Source organism: Actinoplanes sp. NPDC051861, from assembly GCF_040681145.1.
In the GTDB taxonomy this organism is placed as follows: domain Bacteria; phylum Actinomycetota; class Actinomycetes; order Mycobacteriales; family Micromonosporaceae; genus Actinoplanes.
Window position 1 is genome coordinate 1,306,735 of sequence record NZ_JBFAYE010000001.1, and the last position, 13,422, is coordinate 1,320,156.

Annotated in this window: 9 protein-coding genes; 3 read left to right on the forward strand and 6 right to left on the reverse strand. The window is 71.7% G+C overall.

The annotated features are described in order from the left end of the window. The first annotated feature begins 13 nt into the window (after window positions 1-13). Entirely contained in the window at window positions 14-970 is a 957-nt protein-coding gene (locus tag AB0M02_RS06325) for a maleylpyruvate isomerase N-terminal domain-containing protein (protein ID WP_364222257.1), read from the forward strand. 231 nt (window positions 971-1,201) lie between these two features. Here AB0M02_RS06325 and AB0M02_RS06330 read toward each other — a convergent pair whose 3' ends face one another. Both AB0M02_RS06330 and AB0M02_RS06335 read right to left on the reverse strand, forming a co-directional pair. Further along, window positions 1,202-1,693 (reverse strand): carbonic anhydrase, encoded by a 492-nt coding sequence (locus AB0M02_RS06330; RefSeq protein WP_364222260.1) that lies wholly within the window; start codon window positions 1,691-1,693, stop codon window positions 1,202-1,204. Between the two features lie 150 nt (window positions 1,694-1,843). Then, window positions 1,844-4,282, reverse strand: coding sequence for a glycogen/starch/alpha-glucan phosphorylase (locus AB0M02_RS06335; protein WP_364222263.1), 2,439 nt, complete (start codon window positions 4,280-4,282; stop codon window positions 1,844-1,846). Window positions 4,283-4,393: 111 nt separating this feature from the next. Here AB0M02_RS06335 and AB0M02_RS06340 point away from each other — a divergent pair, with 111 nt between their 5' ends. Further along, on the forward strand, window positions 4,394-5,053 hold the full coding sequence (locus AB0M02_RS06340; RefSeq protein WP_364222266.1) for a 4'-phosphopantetheinyl transferase superfamily protein: 660 nt from the start codon (window positions 4,394-4,396) through the stop codon (window positions 5,051-5,053). A gap of 92 nt (window positions 5,054-5,145) precedes the next feature. Here the strand turns inward: AB0M02_RS06340 and AB0M02_RS06345 are convergent, their stop codons facing one another. Continuing rightward, a complete protein-coding gene (locus AB0M02_RS06345; RefSeq protein ID WP_364222269.1) occupies window positions 5,146-9,279 on the reverse strand; it encodes a hypothetical protein in 4,134 nt (1,377 codons plus the stop codon). 290 nt (window positions 9,280-9,569) lie between these two features. On the opposite strand from AB0M02_RS06345, the gene AB0M02_RS06350 reads away from it, so the two are divergent. Beyond that, window positions 9,570-10,406 carry an LLM class flavin-dependent oxidoreductase gene (locus tag AB0M02_RS06350; RefSeq protein WP_364222272.1) on the forward strand — a complete coding sequence of 279 codons (837 nt, stop codon included), beginning with the start codon at window positions 9,570-9,572 and terminating at the stop codon, window positions 10,404-10,406. A gap of 16 nt (window positions 10,407-10,422) precedes the next feature. Here the strand turns inward: AB0M02_RS06350 and AB0M02_RS06355 are convergent, their stop codons facing one another. The 3 genes from AB0M02_RS06355 to AB0M02_RS06365 form a co-directional block, all read right to left on the reverse strand. Then, window positions 10,423-11,199 (reverse strand): methyltransferase domain-containing protein, encoded by a 777-nt coding sequence (locus AB0M02_RS06355; RefSeq protein WP_364222275.1) that lies wholly within the window; start codon window positions 11,197-11,199, stop codon window positions 10,423-10,425. A 67-nt stretch (window positions 11,200-11,266) separates the two neighbouring features. Beyond that, window positions 11,267-12,457, reverse strand: coding sequence for an MFS transporter (locus AB0M02_RS06360; RefSeq protein ID WP_364222278.1), 1,191 nt, complete (start codon window positions 12,455-12,457; stop codon window positions 11,267-11,269). Window positions 12,458-12,528: 71 nt separating this feature from the next. Then, the gene (locus tag AB0M02_RS06365; RefSeq protein WP_364222281.1) at window positions 12,529-13,368 is read right to left on the reverse strand and encodes a siderophore-interacting protein; all 840 of its coding nucleotides are present in this window, start codon (window positions 13,366-13,368) and stop codon (window positions 12,529-12,531) included. Between the last annotated feature and the right edge of the window lie 54 nt (window positions 13,369-13,422).

Here is a 13,422-nt window from a genome sequence, read left to right on the forward strand (position 1 = left end):
GAACGGTGGACCGATGAGTGAGCTGAACGCGGAACTGGCCCGGCGAGCGATCGTCGAGCACACCCGGCGCCTGGCGGAGTCAGCCGCGGCGGCCGGACCTGACGCCGCGGTGCCGACCAGCCCGGAGTGGACCGTCACCGAGTTGGTGGAGCACGTGGGCCAGACGCAGCACTGGGTTGCGGAGATCGTCGAGCGGCGGATCACCGATCCCATGAAGCTGCCTACGGAGATGGCGGTCCTTCCCGGCGACCCCGGCCAGTGGCGGGGGTGGCTGTCGGAGGCCGCGGAACGGGTTGCCGGCGCGTTCTCGGATGACGCGCTCGACGCGCCGGTGTTCAACGCCGCTGGGGATGGGCGGACCGGGGCGCGCTTCTGGCTGGCCAGCGTCCTGAACGAGACTGTCGTCCACGGTTTCGACGCGGCCAACGCGGCGGTTGCGGCGAGCGCGGCCAACGCGGCGGTTGCGGGCGGCGTGGGCGGCGCGGCGGTTGCGGCGGGCGTGGGCGACGCGGCGGTTGCGGCGGGCGTGGGCGACGCGGCGGTTGGGGGTGGCGTGGGCGGCGCGGCGGTTGCGGGTGGCGTGGGCAGCGCGGCGGAGCGGGTGGTCGACGTTGACGCCGAGGTTGCGGCTGCGCTGGTCAGCAACCACTTTGCGATGCTGACGTCACCCACGTGGGAGATGCTGCGGTCTGAGTCCGCTCACGCCATCCGGGGTTCCGGGCAGACTCTGCAGTGGCTGGCCACCGACGGCGGGGGTGCGTGGTTCGTCGAGCGGAGGCCGGACGGCGCGACGTGGCGGACTGGGACCGGACGGGCCGATGTGACGGTGAGCGGGTCGGCGGGATGGCTGTTGCTGGTTCTGACCCGGCGGCTGCCGCTCACCGGTCCGGGAGCCACCGGCGTCAGCGTCGACGGCGACGTGGACCTCGCCCAGCACTGGCTCGACAACACCGCCCACGTCGCAGACTGACAGCGCCGTGGTGGGGGGCGCCGCAGTGACAGGCGGCGTGGTGAGGGCGCCGCTGTGACAGGCGGCGTGGTGAGGGCGCCGCTGTGACAGGCGCCGTGGTGAGGGCGCCGTGGTGAGGGCGCCGTGGTGAGGGCGCCGCAGTGACAGGCGGCGTGGTGAGGGCGCCGTGATGAGGGCGTCGTGGTGAGGGCGCCGCGCGGTGACGGCGCCGCAGTGACGGGCGGTGTGGTGTCAGCGCACCTCGCGGAGCTTGCCGGTGGCGACGTCGTAGACGAAGCCGCGGACCGAGTCCTTCACCGGGATGAACGGGTCGGCGAGGATTCGGCGAATCGACTGGCGGACGTCCTCGTCCAGGTCGGCGAAGGCTTCGGCGGCCCAGTTGGGCTTGAAGCCGACCTCGGCCTCGAGGGTTGCCTTGAAGCCGTCGTCGGTGAAGGCCAGCATTCCGCAGTCGGTGTGGTGGATGAGGATGATCTCGGTGGTGCCGAGGAGTCGCTGGCTGATCGCCAGGCTGCGGAGTTCGCCGGCGGTGACCACGCCGCCGGCGTTGCGGATGACGTGGGCGTCGCCCTCGGTCAGGCCCAGCAGGCCGTAGGGATTCAGGCGCGCGTCCATGCAGGCCAGCACGGCGACGCGCTTGGCCGGCGGAAGCGGGAGGCTTCCCTTGTCGAAGGAAGCCGCATAGCGCTCAGCATTGGCGAGCAGCTCATCGGTGACGCTCATGGCTACCGATCCTATCCCCACTTTGCCGATAGGAATAGCCGCAGGGCGAGGAAATGGCGCGACCGCCGACTTGCGCCGGCGGTCGCGATTCGGCCTCGCGTTGCAGATGGTCGCGGGGTCGTTGGAGGTAGAGCGCGAGTCTCGTACCCCCTAGTCTTCTGCCGGAACCGGCACCGGGGTGACTCGCCAAATCCTGGCCGCGTAATCCGCCACCGTGCGGTCCGCTGAGAAGAAGCCGCTGTGTGCTGTGTTGAGTACGGACATCCGGGTCCACCGGTTCTGATCGCGCCAGACGCGCTCGACCTCGTCCTGGCACTCCATGTAGGAGCGGTAGTCCGCGAGCGTCAGATATTCGTCCCAGCCCAGGAGCGAGCCGGCCACCTCGTATCCGACGCCGCCGAAGGCTCCCGCCTGGATGGCGTCCAGGGCGGCTCGGAGTTCGGCGTCGTGCTCGTAGTAGTCACGGGGGCGGTAGCCGTGCAGGCGCACCTCCGCGGCCTGGAAGGCGTCGAGTCCGAAGAGGAAGAAGTTCTCGGCGCCGACGCGGGCTCGGATCTCGATGTTGGCGCCGTCGAGAGTGCCGATCGTGATGGCGCCGTTGAGGGCGAGCTTCATGTTGCCGGTGCCGGACGCCTCCTTGCCGGCCAGGGAGATCTGTTCGCTGAGGTCGGCCGCCGGGACGATGCGCTCGGCGAGGCTGACGTTGTAGTTCTCGGCGAAGACGACCTTGAGGTGCGGTGCGACGACCGGGTCGGCGGCGATCGTGGCGCCGACCGCGTTGATCAGGCGGATGATGTCCTTCGCGGCGTGGTAGGCGGGTGCGGCCTTGCCGGCGAACAGGACGGTACGCGGCACCCAGTCGGCGCCCGGATCGGCCCGGATCCGGTGGTAGAGCGTAATGATGTGCAGCAGTTTGAGCTGCTGGCGCTTGTACTCGTGGAAGCGCTTGATCATCACGTCGGTGAGCGAGTCGGGGTGGCCGGCCGCCAGGTCGACCTTGTTGGCACGCTTGATCTCGCGCCAGCGCTGCAGGAACGAGCTGTCGTCGGCGAGGGCCTCCAGGCCGGCGAGGGCCTCCAGATCGTTGAGCCAGGCGTCGCTGCCCAGGCCCTCGGTGATGAGGGTGGACAGGCGCGGGTTGGCGAGCTTGACGAAGCGGCGGGGCGAGATGCCGTTGGTGACGTTCTGGAACTTGGCCGGCCAGAGTTCGGCGAAGTCGTTGAGCACGGTCTCGCGCAGCAGCTTGGAGTGCAGCTCGGCGACGCCGTTGACGGCCTCGGTGCCGACCACCGCGAGGTGCGCCATGCGGACCCGGCGGTCCGGTTCCTCCTGGATGATCGACATCCGCCGCATCCGGTCGCCGTCACCGGGGAAGCGGGCCTCGACCTCGCGCAGGAACTCGTGGTTGATCAGGTAGATGATCTCCAGGTGGCGGGGGAGCAGCCGCTCGAACTGGTGCACCGGCCAGGTTTCCAGGGCTTCCGGTAGCAGGGTGTGGCAGGTGTACGCGAAAACCCGCCGAGTGATCGTCCAGGCCTGCTCCCACTCCAGCTCGTACTCGTCGACGAGCAGGCGCATCAGCTCGGGGATCGCGATCGTCGGGTGGGTGTCGTTCAGCTGGATGACCGTCTTGTCGGCGAAGTCGTTCCAGTCGGAGTTGCGCAGCCGGAACCGCCGGATGATGTCCCGCAGCGAGCAGGAGCACAGGAAGTACTGCTGCTTGAGCCGCAGTTCACGGCCGAGCTCGGTGCTGTCGTCGGGGTAGAGCACCTTGCTGATGTTCTCCGCGCGGACCGCTTCCTGCACGGCCTCCGCGTACTGCCCGGCGGAGAAGCGGCTCAGATCGAACGACGCCTCGCTGCCCCGGGCCCGCCACAGCCGCACGATGTTGACCGTCTCGGTGCCGTAACCGGGTACCAGCATGTGGCTGGGCTCGCCGAGCACGATCTCGCCCGGCACCCACCGCTTGCGGGTCGGCGATCCGGGCATCGGCTCGGTGTGGCCGTAGAAGCCGACGGTCTGCCGGTCGTCGGGCGCCGGGAACTCCCACGGGTTGCCCTGGAACGCCCAGTCGTCCGGTCCCTCGGCCTGCGCTCCGCCGGCGAGCGACTGCTTGAAGATGCCGAAGTCGTAGCGGATGCCGTAGCCGACCGCCGGGATGTCCCGCGTGGCCATCGCGTCGACCAGGCAGGCGGCGAGACGGCCCAGGCCGCCGTTGCCGAGGCCGGGCTCCACGTCGAGCCCCTCGATCTCCTCGAGCGTGAAGCCGAGCGACTTGATCGCCTGCGCGGCCAGGTCGCCGGTGCCGGAGTAGAGCATGTTCTGCTCGAGCTGGGCGCCGAGCAGGTACTCCGCCGACAGGTAGTAGACCCATCGCGGATTGCTGGCGAAGTGCGCGGCCGCGGTGCGGGCGCGTCGGTCGGCGAGGCGGTCGCGCACGGTGAGGGAGAGCGTCTCGTAGGCGTCCCGGGGGCTCGCCGACTCGACCGTCGTGCCCCGCCGGTAGTAGAGGTTGCTCAGCAGATCCTGCTGGAACTCTTCCGCGGTCCTGCCCAGCCGTCGCAGGCCCATGCCTTGGCGAAGATCCATGCGGCCCATTCTGCCGTCTTCAGGTTACCTATGACCGCAGTTCCACAGTCGTCAATTCGGCTCTGGAGTGGATGTCCGGTCTCTGATATGCGTGCATGGCACACTCGTCCGGTGCTCGCCGCCCTGCTGCCGTCGTCGGTGATGACCGCCGAGACCTTCACCGACGACCCCGTGGACGAGTGCTTCCCGGGCGAGGAGGACCTGATCGCCACGGCGGCGCCCGGACGGCGGCGCGAGTTCGTCACGGCGCGGCGCTGCGCGCGGGAGGCTCTGGCCAGGCTCGGGCACCCGCCGGTCGCGATCCGCCCGGGGCCGCGCCGGGAGCCGCTCTGGCCGGCCGGTCTGGCGGGCAGCATCACGCACTGCTCCGGTTACCGGGCCGCGGCGGTGGCGCGGGCGGGCGACGTGGTGAGCGTGGGTATCGACGCCGAGCCGCACACCCCGCTCCCGCCCCGGGTCACCCGCACGGTGCTGGCCGGCGGTGACGCCGATCATCTCGCGGAGCTGTCCGGAACGGATCCCTCGGTGCACTGGGACAAGCTGCTGTTCAGCGCGAAGGAGGCGGTCTACAAGGCGTGGTTCCCGCTGACCCGGCGGTGGCTGGGCTTCGGGGACGCGAGCCTGCTGATCGATCCGGTCGCGGGCACGTTCACCGGCCTTCTCCACGTCGACGGCACCCGGGTCGACGGTGCTCCGCCGCTGACCGCGTTGCACGGCCGGTTCGTGGTCCGGAACGGGCTGGTGGTCACGGCCGTATCGATCGAGGTGTGAGGGACCGGCTCGGTGCGCCGAGACCGAGGAAGTGCCGGCGCACCGAACCGAGTTAGGTAAGGCTAACCTGAGTTGGCCCGAAGGGGAAGAGATCAGGCGCAGAGGGGCGAGGGCTCGGCGTTCCGGTTCCGGCTGTGCGGCACATCGATCAGACAGAGCTTGTGTACGGCCTCAGCCGGCGCGACCGGCCAGACACTGACCTGCGTGTCCGTGCTGCCGCTGAGCAGCAGTCCACCGTCCGGGGCGAAGGCGAGTGCTGCCGGAGCGGCCGAGTGACCGTGCAGGACGGCGAGCGGGCGCTGGGAGCGGGCGTCCCAGAGGCGGATCGGCCCGCTGTGGTCGGTGGCCGCGACCGTCCGCCCGTCCGGCGACCAGGCGAGCCCGTCGATCTGGGCGGGATGAACGTCGGAGCGCCACCGCGACCGGGTGCCATCGGCGGTGCGGACGTCGACGAACCGGTTGGTGCCGGCGACCGCCATCCCCGATCCGTCCGGCGCCACGGCCATGTCGAGAACCTGATAGTCGCCGAGCACCGGCCGGGCGCCCACCTCCGTCAGATCGGTGACCCGCCACGACCGCAGCTCGGTGAAGACCGGGATGACCCGCTCACCCGCGGTCGAGCGGGTGACGGCCGCGTGCATCGTGGTCCCGTCCGCCGAGAAGCCGACCGCGTACGAGGAGTGCCTCTCCAGCGTGGTCTTGCCACGCATCTGCCGGCCGGGAACGTCGTAGAGGTGGACCTCGCCCGGCACCGTGTTCGGGTCGTCGTCCCGGTCGGGGCCGGTGGCCACGGCGAGCAGCGCGCCGTCCGGTGAGGCCGCGAGGTCCTTCGGCTTGTACTGCAGCGGCACCGAGACCTGTCGCTTCCCGGTCTCGTCCCAGAGCTCCAGCGACGGCGCGAGGGTGGCGACGCCGATCAGGCCGCCGGCGGTCCAGGCGAGACCGCTGACCATTCCCGACGGGCGGAACGCGCGGACCAGTTCGCGGGAACCGGTGTCCCAGATCCGGACCGTGCCGTCCGAGCCGCCGGCCGCCATGCGGCTGCCGTCCGGCGAGAAGGTCACGTCGAAGACCTCGCCGTCGGTGTTCAGCGAGTTCACCACGCGGCGGAACACCTCGGCCGGCGCGACCTGGGAGGTGATCACGACGACCTGGCCGTTCGCCGATGCCGCGGAGGAGCCGTAGCCCGAGAAGCCCAGGTTCAGCGAGCCGTCGATGTCGTTGGAGAGCGACCAGAGGTTCGCGGTGCCGCGCAGGCCACTGGCGACGACCATGTTGTCGCCGGTGACGGTGAACTGCGCCGCGGGCGGGACCACGACGTCGTCGGGGATCACGTCGCCCAGCCTGCGGCCGGAGGGAACGGCCCACCGCGTCAGGCGGCCCTGACTGTTCACCTCGGTGTTCGTCACCAGCGAACCGTCCGGGGCGAACGCCAGGAACTGCGGGCCGGCCTCGCTCATCACGAGCGTGCCCTCGTCGATGCGCCGGACCTCGGCCCGGTAGTCGATCCCGGTCTCCGCGAGGTAGCGGCCGTCCGGGCTCACCGCGATCGACATCCCGCTGTCCTTGCCGACCTCCAGCGACCCCGTTCGCCGGCCGGTCGCCGCGTCCCAGAAACCGGCCACCTTGCGCTCCGCCGTGCCGGTCGTGGAGGTGGCCACGACGGTGGTCGTGCCGGGCAGCCAGGTCACCGCGCCGAAGGCCGCGAGGGTGCGGACCTCCTTGCCGGTCGCGGCGTCCCAGATCTTCACGCCGCCGTTCGCGAGGATTGCGCCGGACGCCAGGAAGCGGCCGTCCGGGGAGAACGCCAGCGAGTTGACCCAGGTCGGGTCCTCGCTCTCGGGATACAGCAGCGGCTGGCCGATCGGTGCCATCGTGGCGCTGTCCCAGAGCCGGACGACACCCTCGGTGTCGCCGAGCGCGATGCGCGAGCCGTCGGGGCTCACGGCCGCCGAGTATCCGCCCGGTGCCGTGCCGAGCTGCCCGGCGAACCGCACCATCTGGGTGGAGAGCAGCGCGCTGCGCGCCTCGAACGTCTCCGCCTCGTGCCAGCTGTCGAGCGCGCTGCGCACGGCTGCGGGCTCGTCCTCCGGGAGGGCGGCCAGCGCCTCGGCCGCGTACTGCCGGGAGAGCGCCTCGTGCTCCCGCGCCCGGGCCTCGGCGCGCTGGTCCAGCACGACCAGGCCGCCGGAGAGGGCCAGCAGCAGCGCCACCGCGAGACCGGCGACCAGGCTGCGCAGCCGGCTGGTGGCCCGGCGCCGGGACGCCTCCTCGTGTTCCGCGGCCTCCCGGCCGGCCGCCAGATAGTCGCCGACGACGCCGTCCGCGCCGTTGAGCCGCTCGCGCGCGGCCAGCAGGCGGGAGCCGCGGGGCAGCAGGTCCGGATCGCGCCCGGAGCGGTCCCAGTCCCGGGCGGCCTCGGTGATCTGCTGGCGGAGCAGCAGGTCCTCGCGGGCCTCGGCGAGCCAGCCGGCCAGCCGGGGCCAGCTGGTCAGCAGTGCCTCGTGGCTGATCTCCACGGTCTCCGTGCCGACCGTGACCAGCCGGGCCTTCACCAGCCGCCGCAGCACCCGTGAGTCGGCGGCGGCCCGCTCGCCTCGGCGGCGCACGACAGTACCGTTGCCGGCGACCGTGACCAGGGCGAGCAGCGCCTCCCGCAACCGGTCACGGTCCTCCGCGGACAGCTCCAGGTAGATCTTCTCGGCGGTCTCCGCGACGGCGTGCCGGATGCCGCCGGTCGCCTGGTACGCCGCGACCGTCAGCCGCGCGCCCTCCCGCCCGTCCCAGGTGGCCCGCAGCGCGTGCGCCAGCAGTGGCAGGGCGCCCGGCTCGTAACCGTCCTTGCCGTCGGCGCCCAGGTCGCGCAGGAGAAGATCGGGCAGTCCCGGCTCGACGCTCAGCCCGGCCTGCTCGGCGGGCTCGACGACCACCCGGCGGATCGCGTCGGCGTCCAGCGGGCCGAGCACGACATGGCCGCCGGCCAGCACCTTCGCCAGCGGCGGCAGCTCGACGCAGGACGGGTAGAAGTCCGAGCGTACGGCGATCACCACGAGAGCCGGTGCGGCGTTGACGAGCGCGGTCACGTAGGCGAGCCGCTCGGCCGGGTCGGGGCACTGGGTGAACAGCTCCTCGAACTGGTCGACCACGATGATTGGGCGGTGATCGGTCATGGCGGCCAACTCGCCGAGGCGCTGCGGCTCGGCTCGGACACCGCGCAGGAGGTCGTCGGCGGGACCCGGCTCGGTGCTCAGGCCGGCCAGACTCGACAGGCGGCCGACAAGATCAGCGAGAGGGCGTACCCCCGGGTTTGTCAGAACCCACGGCCAAGCCTCCGCGGCATCGCCCAGCGCGCCCCCCGCGACGGCCGGCAGCAATCCGGCCCGGACCAGCGACGACTTGCCGGCGCCGGAGACGCCGGTGATCACCAGCGGGGGACCGCCGACGGACTGCTCGGCCAGGCGCCCGAGCAACTCGGCCACCTGCGCCTCACGGCCGCGGAACCACGGCGCGTCCTCCGGCTGGAAACTCGCCAGACCGGGGTACGGCGGAACCGCGCCCGGCGGCACGTCAGCCGGCACACCGTCCTCGGCCGGCAGCTGCTCGCGGGTGAACGCGATCAGATGCGCGCGCACCTCGTCGAGCCGCAGGTTCAGCTGACGGCTCTGCACGGCCAGCTGCTGCCGCAGCCCGTCGACGCTCTGCCGCACGTCGGTGACCATCCAGCGCAGCTCGTCGACGCCCAGCCCCAGCTCCTGGAAGGAGGACTCCAGCGTGTGCCGCAGCTCCTCGTCGGTGAGCGCGGCCTCGGCGATCGCGGCACCGACCGCGTCGACACCGCGCAGCACCCGGGAGATCTCATCGTGCAGCGCCCGGCTCTGCTCGTCGGCGGCGGTCAGCCGGGGCAGCAGCTCGGCGGCGATCGCGTCGCGCCACTGCTCCTGGGTGGGATTCTCGGTGCTGTGCAGCCGGCGGGCACTCTCGGCCAGGGTGTCGGCCAGGAAGTTGCTGCCTATGCCGCCGAGCTGGTTCAGCGCGGCGGAGTATTCGGGCGGGGCACCCAGTCCGGCGCCGGCGATGGGCGCGACCGCGGAGGCGGTGAGAAAGGCGAGGATTGCGTACGGTCCGGCGGCGCGAACCTTCGCCCGCGTGCGGTGACCGGCGTCGCGGACCCACGCGCGCACACCGGCTCGGGCCTGCTCGACGGCCTGGCTGTCTTCGTCCTTCATGGACGCCCCATGGGCACATGATGACACCTGGCGGCTACGGGACTTTCGGCCCGGTTGCTCACGTCCCCCTTCATGGCCCAATGGGATCATGCGTTACGCCACACCTACTGGTGAGTCCTGCCCGTACACCCGGCGGGTTGACGGCACGGTCGAGGGTGACGGCGCCTGTCGTGGGTGCGGGAACTGCCTGCTCGGAGAGGGGTGGGAGCTTCCCGATACGTCCGAGGGTGTAGGCGTTGTGCCTCCCGGTGGCGGACGCGCCGCGGTCGCCGCGGCGGCAGGCTGGCGGTATGACTGAGCGCGCGTTTCGGTTCGGCGTCATCGCCGGGCAGGCACACTCCGGCGCGGACTGGGCGAGCACCGCGCGTCGCGCCGAGGACCTTGGGTACGACATTCTTCTCGTACCGGACACTCTCTTCACCCTGTCCCCGTTCGCGGCCCTCGCGGCGGCCGGCGCGGTGACCAGCACGTTGCGGCTCGGGACCTATGTACTGAGCGCCCCGAACCGGACGCCGGCCGCGGTGGCGTGGGAGGCGGGGAGCCTGCAGACCCTGACCGACGGCCGTTTCGAGCTGGGCGTCGGCGGTGGACGGCCCAACGGTGAGCGGGACGCCATCGCGCTGGCCGGCGGCTTCGGCACGCCGGGGGAGCGGCTGCGGCGGGTGGAGTCGACGATCACGGCGGTCCGGGAGTTGCCGGTGCCGCCTCCGGTGCTGGTGGCGGCGTCGAAGCCGGGCATGATGCGACTGGCGGCGGCGCGGGCGGACATCGTGACGTTCGGGTTGCCGCCGGGGACGCCGTTCGCCTCGCTGGCCCGGACGGCGTCGGAGTTCCGGGAGATGGCCGGGGACCGGGACGTGGAGTTGCAGTTCAACGTGGCGGGGATGGCTGCTTCGGTGGACGCCCTGCCGTACTGGCTGTCGCGGCAGGTGGGCGGGGATGCGAGGGCGATGGCGGCGGCCGGCGGGGCGAGTTTCCTGATCGGGGAGCCGGGGCGGGTCGCTGAGGAGTTGTGGGAGCGGCGGGAGGCTGCCGGGTTCTCGTTCATCGCGATCAACGCCATGTTCATGGACCAGTTCGAGCCGGTGCTGCTCGCGTTGCGCTCGTCCACGCCGGCGTCCCGCTAGCGGCTGGCTGGTGAGGTCAGGTGGTTCCGCGGATGGACCAGGCGGCGGCGGTCAGGGTGATGGAGCCGTCGGAGGCCGTGGGGAGGCCGGCGCGGAGTCGTTCGCGCAGGGCGGTTCGGTGAGGGGCGGTCAAGGTTGCGACGTAACCGGGGGCGGGACCCTGACCGCCCAGGAACGGCTGCCAGTAGTCGTCGAAGTCGGTGAACACGGTGGGGATCTCGATGCGGCGGGTGGTGACGTCGCGCAGGCCGGCGCTGGTCCAGAGGGCGGTCAGGGCGTCGTCGCGGCACAGGTCGAAGCGCAGAGATTCGGCCAGGGCGGTGGCGGCCGGGTCGAGGTCGGCGGCGGCGGTCCAGAAGTGGGCCATCATCTCCATGCCGTGCGAGTAGTCCCACACGTAGGTGGCGACGGTTCCGCCGGGAGCGGATACGCGGGCGAGTTCGCGGACGGCGGCTTCGGGGTGGGTGACGAAGTTCAGCATCAGGCCGCTGACCACGGCGTCGAAGTGGCCGCCTGTGAAGGGCAGAGCGGTGGCGTCGGCGGCGCAGAGTGGTGTGTGCCCGGCACGGACTGAGGCCAGGAAACCGGTGGAGCGGTCGACGCCGATCAGCTCGCGCGGTGCGGCGGTGGCGTGGATGCGGGCGGTGAGAGCGCCGGTTCCGCAGCCCGCGTCGAGCCAGCGCAAGCCGGGTGCGGGGTCCAGCCAGGAGACGAAGATCTCGGCGACGCGGCGACTCCAGCGGCCGACATATGCCTCATAGGCCGCGCCGGACTCCCAGACGGTCTGCCCCATCGACGCAGCCTACGCCGGGCGGCACACCACAGCCCGCCGGAGAAAGCGCCTGACGGGGGCGGGAGGGTCAGATCTGGCGGTCTCGGCCCGCGGCCATGCCGGCGAGGATCTGGGGGACCATCAGGAGGGTCATGAGGGCCAGGGGGATGCGCCAGCCGCCGGTGGCCTCGTGGAGGACGCCGATCAGGATGGGGCCGGGGATGGCGATCAGGTAGCCGACGCCCTGGGCGAAGGAGGAGAGCTGCACGACCGTGGCGGGGCTCTTGCCGCGGAGGGCGATCATCGTCAGGACCAGGGGGAAGGCGGTGTTGACCACGCCCAGGAAGAAGGCCCACAGCCACGGCGCGGCGGACGGGGAGGCCCACAGGCCGGCCCAGCCGGCAATGCCGAAGAGGCCGAGGGTCAGGGCGATGCCGCTCTGGCTGCGGAAGCGGCCGACGAGGGCGGAGAGCACGAAGGTCAGCGGGACGCCGAGGAACGAGGTCACGGCGAACAGGACGCCGGCCATCGACGCCGAGATGCCGGCGTCGCGGTAGATCTGGGGCAGCCAGCCGATGATGACGTACGCCGAGGTGGACTGCATGCCGAAGTAGACGGCGAGGGCCCAGGCGACCGGCTGCCGGCTCACTCGTACGGTGGCATTGCCGGAAGCCTGCGGACCCGCGGCGCCGCGGTTGCGCGCCATGATCAGCCATGGGGGAAGCGCGACCACCGCGGCGAGTGACCAGCACGCCAGGCCCAGCCGCCAATCATCGCCGAAGGCGCCGCTCAGCGGGACCGTCGCGGCCGCGGCGGTGGTCGCGCCGATGTTGAGAGCGATCGAGTAGAGCCCGGTGACGCTGCCCACCCGGTCCGGGAAGCGGTCCTTGACGATCGACGGGAGCAGGACGTTCACCAGCGCGATGCCGGCCAGGGAGACGGCGCTGAGCAGCAGGAACGGCACGGTCGAGCTGGCGAAGGGCCGTGCGGCGAGACCCAGGACGAGCAGTGCCAGGCCACCGGCGATCACGCGCGGCGCACCGTGGCGGCGGGCCAGGCGGGGCGCGGCGAGGCCGATCGAGGCGAAACACAGCACGGGTACGGAAGTGAGCAGACCGGCCGCCGTCGCGCTCATGCCCAGTCCGGTCCGGATCTCAGTCAGCACCGGACCGACGCTCGTCACCGCGAGCCGCAGGTTGACCGCCGCCAGCAACAGCGCCACCAGCGTGAAGAGCTGTCCCTGGCGCCGGCTTACCGCTCGTTCCTCCTGGATCGCCACGGCACCATCATCGCCGTGTTCCAGGCGGGTTACACGCCAGCGTGTGTACGGTCACAGCCGGGGACCGCCACTTACACGGTGGCGGCTTTCTCCTGCTCGCGCTCGGTCTGCTCGTTCCACTCGCGCTTGCTGGACTGCCAGCCGTCCTCGTTCATGCCGCGCCGCCAGTAACCGGAGACGGAGAGCTGGTCCATCCCGCAGCCGCGGTCCAGTCGCAGGTATCCGCGCAGGTCACGGACGAACGCCGCCTCGCCGTGCACGAAGGCCTGCACCCGGCCCGCGGGGAACGCCGCGCCGCGCACCGTGTCGACCAGCAGCTGGCCGACCGGGCGGGCGCCGCGGTGCAGCCAGGTGATCTCGGCGTCGCCGGGGCACTCCAGCTTCTGCTCCTCGTCGGGACCGGAGACCTCGATGAACGCCTGCACGGGTGCGCCGGCGGGCATCCGCTCCAGCGCGGCGCCGATGGCGGGCATGCAGCTCTCGTCGCCGGCTAGCAGGTGCCAGTCGGCGTCGATGCCGGGCACATACGCCCCGCCGGGGCCCATGAAGCGGAACGGGTCGCCGGGCTTGGCGCGTGCCGCCCAGGGGCCCGCGATGCCCTCGTCGCCGTGCACCACGAAGTCGACCCACATCTCGGCGGCCTCGGGCAGCCACTTGCGGACCGTGTAGGTCCGCACGAGCGGCCATGACACGCGCGGCAGGGTCTCCCGGATCGCGCCCATGTCGAACGGCTCGGGGTAGTCGACGCCGGCCTGTGGGAAGAGCACCTTGATGTAGTGGTCGGTGAACTGCCCGGCCTCGATGCGGGCCAGGGCCGCACCGCCGACCACCACGCGCACCATGTGCGGGGTCAGCTGCTCGACGCGGGTGACCACGCCCTCGTGTGCGGGTCGCGCCGGGCGGTTCGCCATGACTGCACCTCACTGCTGGTGGGACGATCTCCGGCAGGTAAGGCTACCCTTAAT